A 17494-nucleotide genomic window follows, 5' to 3' on the forward strand; every position below is an offset into this window, starting at 1 on the left:
CTTTATTGGGTCGACGCGGCGGCTTGTGGCCGGCCGCGTCCTAACACAAACGGGCGAGGCGCTTTGGAAGCGCACCCGCCCGGAATTTTTCCGTTCGACCTAAGTCGGGGGACTTAGAAACGGAAATGCGAGAACGCCTTGTTGGCTTCTGCCATCCGGTGAACTTCGTCGCGCTTCTTCATTGCGCCGCCACGGCCTTCGGCCGCTTCCGAAAGCTCACCTGCCAGACGCAGGGCCATCGACTTCTCGCTGCGCTTCTTCGCAGCCTCACGCAGCCAACGCATCGCCAATGCCATACGACGCGACGGGCGCACTTCGACCGGAACTTGATAGTTCGCACCACCAACGCGACGGCTCTTCACTTCGACGACCGGCTTCACGTTGTTGAGCGCAACCGTGAACACTTCCAGCGGGTCCTTGCCACCCTTCGTCTGGATCTGTTCAAAAGCGCCGTACACGATACGCTCGGCAACCGACTTCTTGCCGGAGAGCATCAGTACGTTCATGAACTTAGCTACATCAACGTTGCCGAACTTCGGATCCGGCAACACTTCCCGCTTGGGGACTTCGCGACGACGCGGCATGTTTCTTCCTTTAACTTTTCAGTTGGAGCTCGATGAGCCCCGCGGCCACCAACAAACCCGATCCATCTCACTTGATTAACCAGCTTGGCCGGGTGACCACTTACTCGACAGCACCGGCACTTCCGGCACCACCGCCTTGAACGCCTTGCGGCAACCTGAAACTACGAACCGGCGAATTACTTGCCAGCCTTGGCACGCTTCGCACCGTACTTCGAGCGAGCCTGCTTACGGTCCTTGACGCCCTGGGTATCCAGCGAGCCGCGAACCATGTGGTAACGCACACCCGGCAAGTCCTTCACACGACCGCCGCGAATCAGCACGACCGAGTGTTCCTGCAGGTTGTGGCCTTCACCACCGATGTACGAAATGACTTCGAAGCCGTTCGTCAGACGAACCTTGGCAACTTTACGAAGTGCCGAGTTCGGCTTCTTCGGCGTCGTCGTGTACACGCGAGTGCACACGCCGCGACGCTGCGGGCAGTCCTGCAAAGCCGGCGACTTGCTCTTCGTTGTTTCCGAAGCGCGGCCTTTGCGAACCAATTGATTGATGGTTGGCATTGTCTATTCCTGAAATTGATCAAAATCGACGCGCCCTTTTTCGGGCAAAGCGAATCGAAGCGCGTATCGAACTTCTCATCCTCAACTGCGTCCAGCCCGCGTCGAATCGATTTTCGAGCGCGCGCGAACGAGCCAAGAACGAGAACCTAGCATGATAGTCCGAGATTGCTAATTCGGTCAATAGCTTGCACCGCTTTCCGGCTACCCCGGTGAGCGCAAGGCTAGTCCGCTGCGACGACTTCGAGCAATTCGTCGCCAAAACGGTCGAGTTTTCGTGCGCCGATTCCCGGGATATGACGCAAATCGTCGATCGAATTAGGGTCGTTGCGAGCGATCTCGGCGAGCGTCGCGTCGTGGAAAATCACGTAGGCCGGCACGCCGTCGCTCTTCGCCGTTTCGGACCGCCACAAGCGCAGGCGTTCCCAGCGAGCCTTCTCGCGCGGCGACATCCCCGCGGCCGGGTCCGCACGCTCGCCCGTGCGCGCCGACGACTGACGCGTGCGCGTCGGTTTCACGTATTTGCGCAGTGTCACGTTTTGCTCGCCCTTGAGGACGGGCTTGCTTGCGTCGGTCAGCACGAGGGCACCGAACCCGTCGTGATCGACCGCCAGGTAGCCGAACGCGACCAGTTGCCGGAAAACAGCGCGCCACTCCGGCTCCGACAGTTCTGCGCCGACGCCGAACGTCGACAACTTTTCGTGCCCGCGCTGCAGGATTTTCTCCGTGCGATTGCCGCGCAGGATATCGATCAGATGACCGGCGCCAAAGTGAAACCCGCTCGCCTTGAACGCGCGGTACACGCAGGACAGCGCCATTTGCGCCTCGCGCGTGGCGTTCCACGAAGCCGGCGGCTCGATGCAGGTGTCGCAATTGCCGCACGGCTGGCTCGTTTCGCCGAAGTACCCGAGCAGCCGCACGCGCCGGCAGGACGCGGCCTCGCAAAGCCCGAGCAACGCGTCGAGCTTGCCGCCCTGAACGCGCTTGTGTACGTCATCGGCGTCGGATTCGTCGATCATCTTGCGCTGCTGCACGACGTCGCCGAGACCGTAGGCCATCCATGCATTCGCCGGCATGCCGTCGCGGCCCGCGCGCCCCGTCTCCTGATAGTAGCCTTCGACGCTCTTCGGCAAATCCAGATGCGCGACGAACCGCACATCTGGCTTGTCGATACCCATGCCGAAGGCGATCGTCGCGCACATCACGATGCCCTCCTCGCGCTGGAACATTTCCTGGTGTTTCTGACGCGTCTCGAACTCCATGCCGGCGTGGTACGGCAGCGCGCGAACGCCCTGGCCCTTGAGCCAGTCGGCCGTTTCCTCGACCTTGCGGCGCGACAGGCAATAGATCACGCCCGCATCGGTCGTGCCGTCCTTGTTCGTGTGCTCGGCGCGGATGAAATCGAGCAGCTGCGCACGCGCATTGTCCTTCTCGACGATCCGGTAACGGATGTTCGGCCGATCGAAGCTCGACACGAAGATGCGCGCGTCGTCGAGTGCGAGGCGGTGAACGATTTCGTCGCGCGTGATCGCATCGGCGGTCGCCGTAAGGGCGATACGCGGCACCGATGGAAAACGCTCATGGAGCACCGACAACTGGATGTATTCGGGCCGAAAGTCGTGCCCCCATTGCGATACGCAATGAGCCTCGTCGATGGCGAAGAGACCGATCGGCGCGCTTTCGAGCAAATCGAGGAAGCGCGCCGTCATCAGGCGCTCGGGCGCGACGTAGAGCAGGTCGATTTCGCCGGTACGCAACGCGCGCTCGGTCGCGGCAGCTTCGGCGCCCGACAGCGTGGAATTCAGGTATGCGGCGCGCACGCCGACTTCGAGCAGCGCCGCCACCTGGTCCTGCATCAGCGCGATCAGCGGCGAGACGACGATGCCCGCGCCGAAACCGGCTTCGCGCCGTACCAGTGAGGGAATCTGATAACACAGCGACTTGCCGCCGCCCGTTGGCATGAGCACGAGAGAATCGCCGCCTGCGGCCACGTGTTCGACGATATCGCCCTGCTGTCCGCGAAATGCGGGGTAGCCAAATACTTCGTTGAGGATTTCGAGCGATCGGGACATTGAAAGGACGGGGACGTCGTGGCGTGGATGCACCGATTTTACCAACGAAGCAGCCCGCATCCCGAGCTTTGCACGCGGATTATCCGATCGGACGATGGGCAAAAAAAAACCGCCCGGTCGAAACCGGGCGGCTTTAAGCTGCCAGAGAGTTCGTGAAGTCCGGGTCCTGAGACCCAGGCCCCGCGACTTACTCCGCAGGATGCTGCTGTTCTGCAGGTGCGGCTTCGGGCGTGCCGAATTCGAACGATTCTTCCGCTGCGATCTGGTCGAAGCGTTCGCGATCCGACATCTCCTTGCTCTTGCGCGCCTTGTGGAAAGCGAGACCCGTACCCGCCGGAATCAGGCGGCCAACGATCACGTTTTCCTTCAGACCGCGCAGATCGTCGCGCTTGCCCATGATCGCCGCTTCGGTCAGCACGCGGGTCGTTTCCTGGAACGATGCCGCCGAGATGAACGAATCGGTCGAGAGCGAAGCCTTCGTGATACCGAGCAGCACGTTCTCGTACGTCGCCGGACGCTTGTCTTCCGCCGTCATGCGGTCGTTCTCGTCGAGCATGTCCGACCGCTCCACTTGTTCGCCCGGAATGAAGCGCGTATCGCCGTTGTCGCTGATCTGCACGCGGCGCAGCATCTGACGCACGATCACTTCGATGTGCTTGTCGTTGATCTTCACGCCCTGCAGACGGTACACGTCCTGCACTTCGTCCACGATGTAACGCGACAGCGCCTCGATACCCTGCAGACGCAGAATGTCGTGCGGATCGGCCGGACCGTCGACGATCATTTCGCCCTTGTTGACGACCTGACCATCGTGCACCAGAACCTGCTTTTCCTTCGCGATCAGGAACTCGTGCTGATTGCCTTCGAGGTCCGTGATCACGAGACGCTGCTTGCCCTTCGTGTCCTTACCGAACGACGTCGTGCCCGTGACTTCCGCCAGAATGCCGGCGTCCTTCGGCGAGCGCGCTTCGAACAGTTCGGCCACGCGCGGCAGACCACCGGTAATGTCACGCGTCTTCTGCGCTTCAACCGGGATACGTGCCAGCACTTCACCGACCTGCACTTGCTGACCATCCTTCACGGTGATCAGTGCGCCGACCTGGAAGCCGATCTGCACCGAATGCTCGGTGTTCGGGATCTTGACTTCCTCGCCGGTCGCGTCGAGCAGCTTCACCTGCGGACGCACGCTCTTCGAAGCCTGCGAGCCGCGGCGCTTCACGTCGATCACGACCAGGGTCGAAAGACCGGTCACGTCGTCGATCTGCTTCGCCACCGTCACGCCTTCCTCGACGTTTTCGAACTTCACCGTACCGCCCCACTCGGTGATGATCGGACGCGTCAGCGGGTCCCATTGGGCCAGTTGCGTACCGGCCTTGATCTGCGCGCCGTCGAGTTGCAGGAGCGTCGCGCCGTACGGGATCTTGTGACGTTCACGCTCGCGACCGAGGTCGTCGGCGATGATCGCCTCGCCCGAGCGCGAAATGACGACCTGCTCGCCCTTCGCGTTCGTGACATAGCGCATCGTCGCGGTGAAACGCACCGTGCCGTTGCTCTTCGCTTCGACCGACGAAGCCACTGCCGCACGCGATGCCGCGCCACCGATGTGGAACGTACGCATCGTGAGCTGCGTGCCCGGTTCGCCGATCGACTGCGCCGCGATCACGCCGACTGCTTCGCCGACGTTCACGCGCGAGCCGCGGCCCAGGTCGCGGCCGTAGCAGGCTGCGCACAGGCCGTAGCGCGTTTCGCAGGTCAACGGCGTGCGCACGCGCACTTCGTCGATGCCGAGGCGCTCGATCTCTTCCACCGCGTCTTCATCGAGCAGATCGCCCGATGCGTACAGCGTCTCTTGCGTTTCCGGATTGACGACGTCCGCCACCGCGACGCGGCCGAGAATCCGGTCACGTAGCGCTTCGACGACTTCACCGCCTTCCACCAACGCCTTCATCGCCACACCGTTGGTCGTGCCGCAATCGTCTTCGACCACGACCAGATCCTGCGTCACGTCGACGAGACGTCGCGTCAGGTAACCCGAGTTCGCCGTCTTCAGTGCCGTATCCGCCAGACCCTTACGTGCACCGTGGGTCGAGATGAAGTACTGCAACACGTTCAGGCCTTCGCGGAAGTTCGCCGTAATCGGCGTCTCGATGATCGAGCCGTCCGGCTTCGCCATCAGGCCGCGCATGCCGGCCAGCTGACGAATCTGCACCGCGGAACCGCGCGCGCCCGAGTCGGCCATCATGTAGATCGAGTTGAACGATTCCTGCTTCGTCTGGTTGCCGTCGCGATCGACCACCGGCTCGGTCGCGAGCTGCTCCATCATCGCCTTGCCGACCGCTTCCGACGTCGCCGACCAGATGTCGACCACGTTGTTGTAGCGTTCCTGCGCGGTGACGAGACCCGACATGTACTGACGGTCGTATTCCTTCACCTTCTTCGCGGCATCGCCGACGATGGTTTCTTTCTGCGGCGGCACGAGCATGTCGTCGACGCAAATCGAAATACCGGCGCGCGTCGCCAGACGGAAACCCATCTGCATCAGCTGGTCGGCGAAGATCACCGTTTCGCGCAGACCACACTTGCGGAACGCCGTGTTGATCAGGCGCGAAATTTCCTTCTTCTTCAGCGGCTTGTTCAGCACCGAGAACGGCAGGCCCGGCGGCAGAATCTCCGACAGGATCGAACGGCCGACGGTCGTGGCGTACAGCGTGATCTTCGGCACGAACTTCGGCGCGCCTTCGCTCTGGTCTTCGTTCGCCACCATTTCGGTGATGCGCACGTTGACGCGCGAGGCCAGCTCGACTTCCTTGTTCTCGTACGCGCGGATCGCCTCCGACACGCCCGTGAACGTCATGCCTTCGCCCTTGCCGTTCACCGCTTCACGCGATGCGTAGTAAAGACCCAGCACGATATCCTGCGACGGCACGATCGACGGATCGCCGTTCGCCGGGAACAGGACGTTGTTCGACGCCAGCATCAGCGTGCGCGCTTCCATCTGCGCTTCGAGCGACAGCGGAACGTGAACGGCCATCTGGTCGCCGTCGAAGTCGGCGTTGAACGCCGCGCAAACGAGCGGGTGAAGCTGAATCGCCTTGCCTTCGATCAGCACCGGCTCGAAAGCCTGAATGCCGAGTCGGTGAAGCGTCGGCGCGCGGTTCAGCATGACCGGATGTTCGCGAATGACTTCTTCGAGAATGTCCCACACGACCGGCGTCTGGTTCTCGACTTCCTTCTTCGCGGCCTTGATGGTCGTGGCAACGCCCATCACTTCCAGCTTGTTGAAGATGAAAGGCTTGAACAGTTCGAGCGCCATCAGCTTCGGCAGACCGCACTGATGCAGCTTGAGTGTCGGGCCGACGACGATGACCGAACGGCCCGAATAGTCGACGCGCTTACCGAGCAAGTTCTGACGGAAACGACCGCCCTTGCCCTTGATCATGTCGGCGAGCGACTTCAGCGGACGCTTGTTCGCGCCCGTCATCGCCTTGCCGCGACGACCGTTGTCGAGCAGCGAATCGACGGCTTCCTGCAGCATCCGCTTTTCGTTGCGGACGATGATTTCAGGCGCCTTCAGTTCGAGCAGACGCTTCAACCGGTTGTTACGGTTGATCACGCGGCGATACAGGTCGTTCAGGTCCGACGTCGCGAAACGGCCACCGTCGAGCGGCACGAGCGGACGCAGTTCCGGCGGCAGCACCGGCAGCACTTCGAGCACCATCCAGTCGGGCTTAATACCCGAACGCTGGAACGCCTCGAGCACTTTCAGGCGCTTCGCGTACTTCTTGATCTTCGCTTCCGAACCCGTGTTCTTGAGTTCGGTGCGCAGCATCTCGACCTGCTCGTCGATGTTGATCGCGCGCAGCAGTTCGCGCACGCCTTCCGCGCCCATCTCGGCGCGGAATTCGTCACCGTACTCTTCGACCTTGTTGTAGTAATCCTCTTCCGTCATGATCTGCCGCGCTTTCAGCGGCGTCATGCCCGGATCGATCACCACGTATGCCTCGAAATACAGCACGCGCTCGATGTCGCGCAGCGTCATGTCGAGCACCATGCCCAGACGCGACGGCAGCGACTTCAGGAACCAGATGTGCGCAACCGGCGAGGCCAGTTCGATGTGGCCCATGCGTTCGCGACGCACCTTCGCGAGCGTCACTTCGACGCCGCACTTTTCGCAGATCACGCCGCGGTGCTTCAGGCGCTTGTACTTACCGCACAGGCACTCGTAGTCCTTGATCGGCCCGAAGATCTTCGCGCAGAACAGACCATCCCGCTCCGGCTTGAACGTGCGGTAGTTGATGGTTTCCGGCTTCTTCACTTCGCCGAACGACCACGAGCGGATCTTGTCGGGCGAGGCCAGACCGATCTTGATCGCGTCGAATACTTCTTCTTGCTGGACTTGCTTGAATAGATCGAGCAGAGCTTTCATTGCCTTCTCTCCGTAGTCCGATTAGTTGCGGTCGAGGTCGATGTCGATACCCAGCGAGCGGATTTCCTTCACGAGCACGTTGAAGGATTCCGGCATGCCTGCATCGATTACGTGATCGCCCTTCACCAGGTTCTCATAAACCTTGGTCCGGCCGTTCACGTCGTCCGACTTCACCGTCAGCATTTCCTGCAGCACATACGACGCGCCATACGCTTCGAGCGCCCACACTTCCATTTCACCGAAACGCTGGCCGCCGAACTGCGCCTTACCGCCGAGCGGCTGCTGCGTGACGAGCGAGTACGGGCCCGTCGAGCGCGCGTGCATCTTGTCGTCGACCAAGTGGTGCAGCTTCAGGTAGTGCATGTAGCCCACCGTCACCGTCCGTTCGAACGGCTCGCCCGTGCGGCCGTCGCTCAGTTGCACCTGGTTCTTCGACTTCGTCATGCCGAGCTGCTTCGCGATGTCGTCCGGGAACGCCAGATCCAGCGCGCGTTGCATTTCGCCTTCCGTCGCGCCGTCGAACACCGGCGTCGCGAACGGCACGCCTTCGCGCAGGTTCTTCGCCAGTTCGACGATTTCGTCGTCGCTGAAACCATCCAGCTCTTCGGCACGGCCCGACTCGTTGTAGATCTTCGTCAGGAATGCGCGCAGTTCCTCGATCTTCGCTTGCGCCTGCAGCATTTCGCCGATGCGCCAGCCGAGACCCTTCGCGGCCCAACCCAGATGCACTTCGAGAATCTGGCCCACGTTCATCCGCGACGGCACGCCGAGCGGATTCAGCACGACGTCGGCGGGACGGCCGTCGGCCATGTACGGCATGTCTTCGATCGGCACGATCTTCGACACGACACCCTTATTACCGTGACGGCCGGCCATCTTGTCGCCCGGCTGCAGACGACGCTTCACCGCCAGATACACCTTGACCATCTTCAACACGCCCGGCGGCAGTTCGTCGCCTTGCGTGAGCTTCTTGCGCTTCTCTTCGAACGCGAGGTCGAACTGGTGACGCTTCTGTTCGATCGAATCCTTGATGGCTTCGAGCTGCGCCGCTGCTTCTTCGTCTGCGAGGCGGATGTCGAACCAGTGGTAGTGGTCCAGATCTTCCAGGTACGGCAGGTCGATCTTCGTGCCCTTCGCCAGCTTCTTCGGACCGCCGTTCGCGACCTTGCCGTTCAGCATGCGCGCGAGACGCGAGAAGGCGTCGCCTTCCACGATGCGCAACTGGTCGTTCAAGTCGAGGCGATAGCGCTTCAGTTCGTCGTCGATGATCTGTTGCGCGCGCTTGTCACGCGTGATGCCTTCGCGCGTGAACACCTGCACGTCGATCACCGTGCCGCTCATGCCCGAGGGCACGCGCAGCGACGTGTCCTTCACGTCCGAGGCTTTCTCGCCGAAGATCGCGCGCAGCAGCTTTTCTTCCGGCGTCAGCTGGGTTTCGCCCTTCGGCGTCACCTTGCCGACCAGCACGTCACCCGCTTCGACTTCCGCGCCGATGTACACGATGCCCGACTCGTCGAGACGGCCAAGCTGCACTTCCGCGAGGTTCGAAATGTCGCGCGTGATTTCTTCCGGTCCGAGCTTCGTGTCGCGAGCCACGACGTTCAGTTCTTCGATGTGGATCGACGTGTAACGGTCGTCCGCCACGACTTTTTCCGAGATCAGGATCGAGTCTTCGAAGTTGTAGCCGTTCCACGGCATGAACGCGACGAGCATGTTCTGACCGAGCGCGAGCTCGCCCAGGTCGGTCGATGCGCCATCGGCCAGCACGTCGCCGCGCGACACCTTGTCGCCGACCTTCACGATCGGGCGCTGGTTGATGTTCGTGTTCTGGTTCGAACGCGTGTACTTAATCAGGTTGTAGATGTCGACACCGACATCGCCTGCGACCGCTTCGTCGTCGTTCACGCGAATCACGATACGGCCCGCATCGACGTAATCGACCACGCCACCGCGGAACGCCTGAACCGTCGTGCCCGAGTCGACCGCGACCGTGCGCTCGATGCCCGTACCGACCACCGCCTTCTCAGGACGCAGGCAAGGAACCGCCTGACGCTGCATGTTCGAGCCCATCAACGCGCGGTTCGCGTCGTCGTGCTCGAGGAACGGAATCAGCGATGCCGCCACCGACACGATCTGCGACGGCGCCACGTCCATGTACTGGATGCGGTCCGGCGTGACCATCAGCGTTTCGCCGGCTTCACGCGACGAAACCAGTTCGTCGGTCAGCGTGCCGCCTTCGCCCAGCGACGCATTCGCCTGCGCGATCACGTAACGGCCTTCTTCGATCGCCGACAGATAGTCGATCTGATCCGTCACCTTGCTATCCACGACCTTGCGATACGGCGTTTCGAGGAAGCCGTATTCGTTCAGGTGCGCGTAGAGCGCGAGCGAGTTGATCAGGCCGATGTTCGGACCTTCCGGCGTTTCGATCGGGCACACACGGCCATAGTGCGTCGGGTGCACGTCGCGGACTTCGAAGCCCGCGCGCTCACGCGTCAAACCGCCCGGTCCAAGCGCCGACACGCGGCGCTTGTGGGTGATTTCCGACAGCGGGTTGGTCTGGTCCATGAACTGCGACAACTGCGACGAACCGAAGAACTCGCGAATCGCCGACGAAATCGGCTTCGAGTTGATCAGGTCGTGCGGCATCAGGTTTTCGCTTTCAGCCTGGCCCAGACGTTCCTTCACGGCGCGCTCGACACGCACGAGACCGGCGCGGAACTGGTTTTCCGCGAGTTCGCCGACGCAACGCACGCGACGATTGCCCAAGTGGTCGATATCGTCCACTTCGCCCTTGCCGTTGCGCAGCTCGACGAGGATCTTGATCGTCGCGAGGATGTCGTCGTCCTGCAGCGTCATCGGCCCGATGATTTCATCGCGACCGACGCGGCGATTGAACTTCATGCGGCCGACCTTCGAGAGGTCGTACGCGTCTTCGCTGTAGAACAGACGGTTGAACAGCGCCTCGACCGCTTCTTCGGTCGGCGGCTCGCCCGGACGCATCATGCGATAGATCGCGATGCGCGCGGCCATCTTGTCGGCGGTTTCGTCGATACGCAGCGTCGACGAGATGTACGGGCCCTGGTCCAGGTCGTTCGTGTAGAGCGTCTGGATGTCCTTGACCTTCGACTCGCGCAGCTTTTCGAGGACGGTTTCCGTGATTTCGTCGTTGGCGTTCGCGATCACTTCGCCCGTGTCCGGATCGACGACGTTCTTCGCCAGCACGCGGCCGAGCAGATAGTCTTCCGGCACCGAGATGAACTTCGTCTTCGCGGTTTCGAGGTCGCGGATGTGCTTCGCGTTGATCCGCTTGTCCTTCGTGACGATGACGTTACCTTCGCGATCCTGGATGTCGAAGCGCGCGACTTCACCGCGCAGACGCTCCGGCACGAATTCCATTTGCGCGCCTTCGTCCATCAGGGCGAAATTGTCGAACACGAAGAAGTTCGCCAGGATCTGTTCCGGCGTCAGGCCAATGGCCTTCAGCAGGATCGTGACCGGCATTTTCCGGCGACGGTCGACGCGGAAATACAGCACGTCCTTCGGGTCGAATTCGAAGTCGAGCCACGAGCCGCGGTAAGGAATGATCCGCGCGGAGAACAGCAGCTTGCCCGAGCTGTGCGTCTTGCCCTTGTCGTGCTCGAAGAACACGCCCGGCGAGCGATGCAGCTGGGACACGATCACGCGTTCCGTGCCGTTGATGACGAACGAGCCGGTCGGCGTCATGAGCGGAATTTCGCCCATGTACACTTCCTGCTCCTTGACTTCCTTCACGACCGGCTTGCTCGGCGATTCCTTGTCCAGCAGCACGAGGCGCACCTTGGCGCGCAGGGCGGAACAATAGGTCAGGCCGCGCTGCTGGCATTCCTTGATGTTGAACGCCGGCGGAGAAAGCATGTAGCTGACGAATTCGAGTCGCGCAAATCCATTGTGCGAAACGATCGGGAAAACCGAAGAAAAAGCGGCTTGCAGGCCTTCCGATTTCCGCTGCGTAGCAGAGGTCTCGGCTTGCAGAAACGTGCTGAATGATTCAAGCTGAGTGGCCAGCAAGAATGGAACTTGGTGAACGATGGGGCGCTTCGCGAAACTCTTGCGAATACGCTTCTTCTCGGTGAAGGAATATTGCATACGATCTCCGAATCACGGCGGGCGTTGCCGAGGCGGGATACCTCGATGACACGACCCGGTGTTCACCGACTGAGACTCGTGAATCGTCCCGGGAGGACGAACGAGCCTAGAAGCTTGGTGGTTGGCCGCTACCAACCGCTGGCTGACGGCAGCGGATGCCTGTGTTGCCCGCTACCCGACCAAACTTGCCTTCTGCAGTCGCTTCAGAAGACAAAGAGAATGACCGGCAAACTTTCCCGACCGACGATTCTCTTTGACCTCTATGCGGACTGTTTTCCCGAAATTCGGGCGTAAAACCTCGGTCCCCACAAAGCACAAAAAGGCCGGCGGTGCAAAACCGCCAGCCTTCGCAGAGCGCAGCGAAACTTACTTGATTTCAGCCTTCGCGCCTGCTTCTTCCAGCTTCTTCTTCGCTTCTTCAGCAGCAGCCTTCGGTACCGCTTCCTTCACAGGCTTCGGTGCGCCGTCGACCAGGTCCTTCGCTTCCTTCAGGCCGAGACCCGTCAGTTCACGAACAGCCTTAATGACCGACACCTTGTTCGCGCCGACTTCCGTCAGGTTGACCGTGAATTCGGTTTGCTCTTCAGCGACTGCAGCTGCAGCGCCTGCCGGGCCAGCGACAGCAACTGCTGCAGCCGACACGCCGAACTTCTCTTCGAACGCCTTGACCAGCTCGTTCAGTTCCAGAACCGACATCGAGCCTACTGCTTCGAGGATGTCTTCTTTTGCGATTGCCATTTGAAATACTCCTAAATTGAATTCGGATCGAGCTAGCGATCTAGCTAATGCCTAACCGAGCAACTGGTGCCCAAGTGCATGCGTTACGCAGCTTCGCCCTGCTTCTTCTCCGCGAGAGCGGCGAGGCCGCGCGCGAAGCCAGCAACAGGAGCTTGCATGACGTAAAGCAGCTTGGAGAGCAGTTCTTCGCGGCTCGGGATGTTGGCCAGCGCTTGCACGCCTACCTTGTCCATCACGTTGCCTTCGTAGGAACCGGCCTTGATGATCAACTTGTCATTGCTTTTGCCGAAGTCGTTCACGACCTTGGCTGCTGCAATGGCATCTTCCGAGATGCCGTAGATCAGAGGACCGGTCATCTGCTCAGCCAGCGGAGCGAACGGCGTACCCTCCACGGCGCGACGCGCCAGCGTGTTTTTCAACACGCGGAGATACACTTGTTGCTCGCGCGCTTTCGCGCGCAGCTTGGTCAGATCGCCAACCGTGATCCCACGATACTCAGCGAGCACCATCGTCTGAGCCTTCGCGACTTGCGCGGCGACTTCAGCGACGACTGCCTGCTTATCTTCTTTGTTCAGTGGCACGGTTAAACCTCCAGATTCGATGCGCCGACGTGGCGCATCGCGTTCAACAACGGCGTCCGACCTGTTAGGAGCATTTCGATCGGCTGGTGTGCACCGCTTTGGCGCACGACAACCGACTTCAACCACTACAAAACTGTTTCGGGTTCGCCATCTGCGTTGGCTTGCATTAAGGCAACGCCTGATTGCTGCGTCACCGCCAACGGTCTTTGACAACCGGCCGCGAGACCTACTACCGTCTCTCAGCCGCCCAAAGCCCTTAACGCACGGTCAATTTGACCATGCGCATGATTCTTTACTGCGCGAGCGTACCTTGATCGACGCGCACGCCGACACCCATGGTGCTCGACAGCGCGATCTTCCGCAGGTACACGCCCTTGCTCGTCGCCGGCTTCGCCTTTTGAAGCGCTTCCACCAGTGCCGACAGGTTTTGACGCAGCGATGCCTGCTCGAACGAGGCACGACCGATCGTTGCGTGAATGATACCGGCCTTGTCGACGCGGAATTGCACCTGACCCGCCTTGGCGTTCTTCACTGCCTGCGCGACGTCCGGCGTCACCGTACCGACCTTCGGATTCGGCATCAAACCGCGCGGGCCGAGAATCTGGCCCAGCGTACCGACGACACGCATCGTGTCCGGCGAAGCGATCACGACGTCGAAATTCAGATTGCCGGCCTTGACTTGCTCCGCCAGGTCTTCCATACCGACGATGTCAGCACCGGCAGCGCGAGCTTGCTCGGCCTTGTCGCCTTGGGCGAACACAGCCACGCGAACCGACTTACCCGTACCGGCCGGCAGAACGACCGAACCACGAACCACTTGGTCCGACTTCTTCGCATCGATGCCGAGCTGCACTGCCACGTCGATCGACTCGTCGAACTTCGCGCTTGCGCATTCCTTCACGAGCGCGAGCGCGTCTTCGATCGGGTAGAGCTTTTGAGCATCGACCTTGTTTGCGAACGCCTGAAGGCGCTTAGAAAGCTTAGCCATTTATACGCCCTCCACGGTGATGCCCATCGAACGGGCGCTGCCGGCGATCGTACGGACCGCAGCATCAAGATCAGCTGCGGTGAGGTCGGGCAGCTTGGTCTTTGCGATTTCTTCCGCTTGCGCGCGGGTGATCGTGCCGACCTTGTCGGTGTGCGGCTTCGCCGAACCCTTGTCGACCTTGGCTGCCTTCTTGATCAGAACGGTAGCCGGCGGCGTCTTCATGATGAACGTGAAGCTCTTGTCCGCGAATGCCGTAATGACGACCGGCACCGGCAGACCCGGCTCCATCGCTTGAGTCTGCGCGTTGAACGCCTTGCAGAACTCCATGATGTTCAGGCCACGCTGGCCCAGTGCCGGGCCGACCGGCGGCGACGGATTGGCTTTACCTGCAGGAATCTGCAGTTTGATAAAGCCGATGATTTTCTTTGCCATGTGGAAAACCTCTGCAGAACGCGACAGCGTTCGGTGAGTGATAGCGCGCGTTCGCCGGTGATCGGCTACTTGCGCTCCTCAACGGCCTTAACGCGGGCCGTAAGCGCGAACTGCGCGACGGCGTTGGACGCCGCGCGCAAATATGAATCTACAGCTTTTCGACTTGGCCGAATTCGAGCTCCACTGGAGTCGACCGCCCGAAGATCGTCACCGACACGCGAACCCGGGATTTCTCGTAGTTCACTTCCTCGACGTTTCCGTTGAAGTCCGTGAACGGGCCGTCCTTCACACGCACCATCTCGCCCACTTCGAACAACGTTTTCGGGCGCGGCTTTTCGACGCCTTCCTGCATCTGGGACATGATCTTTTCGACTTCCCGCGGGGAAATCGGGCTGGGCCTGTTCCGTGCCCCGCCGACAAAACCGGTCACTTTAGCGGTATTTTTTACCAAATGCCAGGTTTCGTCTGTCATTTCCATTTCAACCAGGACGTATCCCGGGAAGAAACGACGTTCGGTAACGGATTTGTGTCCGCCCTTGACCTCCACCACCTCTTCAGTCGGAACGAGAATCTGACCAAACTGATCCTGCATTCCAGCGCGCTCGATGCGCTCCTGAAGCGCGCGCTGCACGCTCTTCTCCATGCCGGAGTAGGCGTGCACAACGTACCAACGCTTTCCGCTCGGGGACGCCGGAGTATCGCTCATATCATTTCCAACCCAGTATCACCGAGAAAATCACCCATTCGATCGACTTATCGCTAAGCCAAAGAAGGATGGCCATGATCAATACAAAGGCGAAAACCACCAATGTCGTCTGCGTTGCTTCCTTGCGAGTCGGCCAGACTACCTTGCGGACTTCCTTGTACGAATCCTTGGCGAAGGCGATGAAACCCTTCCCCGGCGCGGACAGAAGTCCAACGGCGACTCCCGCAATCACGCCGACTGCGAGCGCGGCGCCGCGAACGTACCATTCTTGGCCTGAGAGCCAGAAGAATCCCACGAACCCGGCCAAGACCAACAATACACCCGCGGCCACCATCAATTTGTCGCCGGAAGTATTTACAGTTTCGACGGAAGGATTCGCCATAACACCTTAAGCAGCGCCATCTGGCGCGAGAATTTGGCAGGGGCAGAGGGAATCGAACCCCCAACCTTCGGTTTTGGAGACCGACGCTCTGCCAGTTGAGCTATACCCCTAAACCATTTTGGGGCCGACGCTATCGCCGACCCCGAAACTATCGACTACCGAGAAGATTTCTGGCTCTTACTCGATAATCTTGGCAACGACACCTGCGCCGACGGTACGACCGCCTTCACGGATGGCGAAACGCAGACCTTCTTCCATGGCGATCGGCGCGATCAGCTTCACCGTGATCGACACGTTGTCGCCCGGCATCACCATTTCCTTGTCCTTCGGCAACTCGATCGAGCCGGTCACGTCCGTCGTGCGGAAGTAGAACTGCGGGCGATAGTTGTTGAAGAACGGCGTGTGACGACCGCCTTCGTCCTTCGACAGAACATACACCTCGGCCGTGAAGTGCGTGTGCGGCGTGATCGAACCCGGCTTGGCCAACACCTGGCCGCGCTCGACGTCTTCACGCTTCGTGCCGCGCAGCAGGATACCGACGTTGTCGCCCGCCTGACCCTGGTCGAGCAGCTTGCGGAACATTTCCACGCCCGTGCAGGTCGTCTTCACCGTCGTCTTGATACCGACGATTTCGATTTCCTCGCCAACCTTCACCACGCCACGCTCGATACGGCCCGTCACCACCGTGCCGCGACCCGAGATCGAGAACACGTCTTCCACCGGCATCAGGAACGCGCCGTCCACTGCGCGCTCCGGCGTCGGGATGTACGTGTCCAGTGCGTCGGCCAGGTTCATGATTGCCACTTCGCCCAGCTCGCCCGTGTCGCCTTCCAGCGCCAGCTTGGCCGAACCCTTGATGATCGGCGTGTCGTCGCCCGGGAAGTCGTACTTCGACAGAAGTTCGCGCACTTCCATTTCGACGAGTTCGAGCAGCTCGGCGTCGTCGACCATGTCGCACTTGTTCAGGAACACGATGATGTAAGGCACGCCAACCTGGCGAGCCAGCAGGATGTGCTCACGCGTTTGCGGCATCGGGCCGTCAGCGGCCGAGCACACCAGGATCGCGCCGTCCATCTGCGCGGCGCCCGTGATCATGTTCTTCACATAGTCGGCGTGGCCCGGGCAGTCGACGTGTGCGTAGTGGCGGTTAGCCGTTTCGTACTCGACGTGCGCGGTGTTGATCGTGATACCACGCGCCTTTTCTTCCGGCGCCGCGTCGATCTGGTCGTACGCCTTTGCTTCGCCGCCGAACTTCTTGGTCAGCACCGTCGTGATCGCTGCCGTCAGCGTGGTCTTGCCGTGGTCAACGTGACCAATCGTTCCAACGTTCACGTGCGGCTTGGTCCGCTCGAATTTACCTTTGGCCATTTTCGACTCCTAACAGGATTTTCGTACCTTGCGCCGCGCGCAAACACTCTAGACTGACGTTGCTGGTGCCCATGGGCAGGATCGAACTGCCGACCTCTCCCTTACCAAGGGAGTGCTCTACCACTGAGCCACATGGGCGCAACCATTGACACTGGAGCGGGTGAAGGGAATCGAACCCTCGTCATAAGCTTGGAAGGCTTCTGCTCTACCATTGAGCTACACCCGCACGGGCTTTGATTCCCTACCGCTTAAATTCTGGTGGAGGAGGTTGGATTCGAACCAACGTAGGCGTAAGCCAACAGATTTACAGTCTGCCCCCTTTAGCCACTCGGGCACCCCTCCGCAGAGAACTATCAATTATGAGGGCTCATCGCACCATTGTCAAGCGTAGCACGTGATCCGTCTCGATTAATCCTCTCACTTATACCTGCTTCACAAAGCAAAAAACCCCACCTTTTCGGGGTGGGGTCTTTGCTTGTCGCATAAGGAGCCTGACGATTACCTACTTTCACACGGGAGATCCGCACTATCATCG

General features: G+C 60.6%; 12 protein-coding genes and 4 tRNA genes. All 16 read right to left on the minus strand.

Translation table 11 applies throughout. The features are described 5' to 3' along the window. Positions 1-113: 113 nt before the first annotated feature. Positions 114-584 (minus strand): 30S ribosomal protein S7, encoded by a 471-nt coding sequence (gene rpsG, locus AWB66_RS23930; RefSeq protein WP_006053291.1) that lies wholly within the window; start codon positions 582-584, stop codon positions 114-116. A 176-nt stretch (positions 585-760) separates the two neighbouring features. Then, positions 761-1141, minus strand: coding sequence for a 30S ribosomal protein S12 (gene rpsL, locus AWB66_RS23935; protein WP_006998493.1), 381 nt, complete (start codon positions 1139-1141; stop codon positions 761-763). Positions 1142-1362: 221 nt separating this feature from the next. Then, positions 1363-3210 (minus strand): DNA helicase RecQ, encoded by a 1848-nt coding sequence (gene recQ, locus AWB66_RS23940; protein ID WP_087632575.1) that lies wholly within the window; start codon positions 3208-3210, stop codon positions 1363-1365. A 187-nt stretch (positions 3211-3397) separates the two neighbouring features. Further along, positions 3398-7636 (minus strand): DNA-directed RNA polymerase subunit beta', encoded by a 4239-nt coding sequence (gene rpoC / locus AWB66_RS23945; protein ID WP_087632576.1) that lies wholly within the window; start codon positions 7634-7636, stop codon positions 3398-3400. Positions 7637-7657: 21 nt separating this feature from the next. Next, the gene (gene rpoB, locus AWB66_RS23950) at positions 7658-11764 is read right to left on the minus strand and encodes a DNA-directed RNA polymerase subunit beta (protein ID WP_087632577.1); all 4107 of its coding nucleotides are present in this window, start codon (positions 11762-11764) and stop codon (positions 7658-7660) included. 366 nt (positions 11765-12130) lie between these two features. Next, positions 12131-12502 carry a 50S ribosomal protein L7/L12 gene (gene rplL, locus AWB66_RS23955; protein WP_087632578.1) on the minus strand — a complete coding sequence of 124 codons (372 nt, stop codon included), beginning with the start codon at positions 12500-12502 and terminating at the stop codon, positions 12131-12133. A gap of 83 nt (positions 12503-12585) precedes the next feature. Then, a complete protein-coding gene (rplJ, locus tag AWB66_RS23960) occupies positions 12586-13083 on the minus strand; it encodes a 50S ribosomal protein L10 (protein ID WP_087632579.1) in 498 nt (165 codons plus the stop codon). Positions 13084-13375: 292 nt separating this feature from the next. Then, entirely contained in the window at positions 13376-14071 is a 696-nt protein-coding gene (gene rplA, locus AWB66_RS23965) for a 50S ribosomal protein L1 (protein ID WP_087632580.1), read from the minus strand. Further along, the gene (rplK, locus tag AWB66_RS23970; RefSeq protein ID WP_087632581.1) at positions 14072-14503 is read right to left on the minus strand and encodes a 50S ribosomal protein L11; all 432 of its coding nucleotides are present in this window, start codon (positions 14501-14503) and stop codon (positions 14072-14074) included. Between the two features lie 148 nt (positions 14504-14651). Continuing rightward, complete coding sequence (gene nusG, locus AWB66_RS23975) at positions 14652-15209, minus strand: transcription termination/antitermination protein NusG (protein ID WP_035935568.1); 558 nt, start codon at positions 15207-15209, stop codon at positions 14652-14654. A gap of 1 nt (position 15210) precedes the next feature. Further along, positions 15211-15591, minus strand: coding sequence for a preprotein translocase subunit SecE (gene secE / locus AWB66_RS23980; RefSeq protein WP_087632582.1), 381 nt, complete (start codon positions 15589-15591; stop codon positions 15211-15213). A gap of 34 nt (positions 15592-15625) precedes the next feature. After that, positions 15626-15701 (minus strand) — tRNA-Trp (locus tag AWB66_RS23985). A 67-nt stretch (positions 15702-15768) separates the two neighbouring features. Beyond that, positions 15769-16959: an elongation factor Tu gene (gene tuf, locus AWB66_RS23990; protein ID WP_087632573.1), complete on the minus strand. Its 1191-nt coding sequence runs from the start codon at positions 16957-16959 to the stop codon at positions 15769-15771. A 63-nt stretch (positions 16960-17022) separates the two neighbouring features. Further along, positions 17023-17097: transfer RNA gene (locus tag AWB66_RS23995), tRNA-Thr, on the minus strand. A 14-nt stretch (positions 17098-17111) separates the two neighbouring features. Next, a tRNA-Gly gene (locus AWB66_RS24000) sits at positions 17112-17185 on the minus strand. Between the two features lie 30 nt (positions 17186-17215). Beyond that, positions 17216-17301 (minus strand) — tRNA-Tyr (locus tag AWB66_RS24005). Positions 17302-17494 lie beyond the last annotated feature (193 nt).

The organism is Caballeronia telluris, assembly GCF_001544495.1.
GTDB classification, from domain to species: Bacteria; Pseudomonadota; Gammaproteobacteria; order Burkholderiales; family Burkholderiaceae; genus Caballeronia; species Caballeronia telluris.

Excerpts from the sequence above, each read along its gene's own strand:
- rplL (WP_087632578.1), bottom strand. The coding sequence starts at position 12,502 with ATGGCAATCGCAAAAGAAGACATCCTCGAAGCAGTAGGCTCGATGTCG.
- rpoC (WP_087632576.1), bottom strand. The coding sequence starts at position 7,636 with ATGAAAGCTCTGCTCGATCTATTCAAGCAAGTCCAGCAAGAAGAAGTA.
- rpsG (WP_006053291.1), bottom strand. The coding sequence starts at position 584 with ATGCCGCGTCGTCGCGAAGTCCCCAAGCGGGAAGTGTTGCCGGATCCG.
- tuf (WP_087632573.1), bottom strand. The coding sequence starts at position 16,959 with ATGGCCAAAGGTAAATTCGAGCGGACCAAGCCGCACGTGAACGTTGGA.
- recQ (WP_087632575.1), bottom strand. The coding sequence starts at position 3,210 with ATGTCCCGATCGCTCGAAATCCTCAACGAAGTATTTGGCTACCCCGCA.
- rplK (WP_087632581.1), bottom strand. The coding sequence starts at position 14,503 with ATGGCAAAGAAAATCATCGGCTTTATCAAACTGCAGATTCCTGCAGGT.
- rpsL (WP_006998493.1), bottom strand. The coding sequence starts at position 1,141 with ATGCCAACCATCAATCAATTGGTTCGCAAAGGCCGCGCTTCGGAAACA.
- nusG (WP_035935568.1), bottom strand. The coding sequence starts at position 15,209 with ATGAGCGATACTCCGGCGTCCCCGAGCGGAAAGCGTTGGTACGTTGTG.
- rpoB (WP_087632577.1), bottom strand. The coding sequence starts at position 11,764 with ATGCAATATTCCTTCACCGAGAAGAAGCGTATTCGCAAGAGTTTCGCG.
- secE (WP_087632582.1), bottom strand. The coding sequence starts at position 15,591 with ATGGCGAATCCTTCCGTCGAAACTGTAAATACTTCCGGCGACAAATTG.
- rplA (WP_087632580.1), bottom strand. The coding sequence starts at position 14,071 with ATGGCTAAGCTTTCTAAGCGCCTTCAGGCGTTCGCAAACAAGGTCGAT.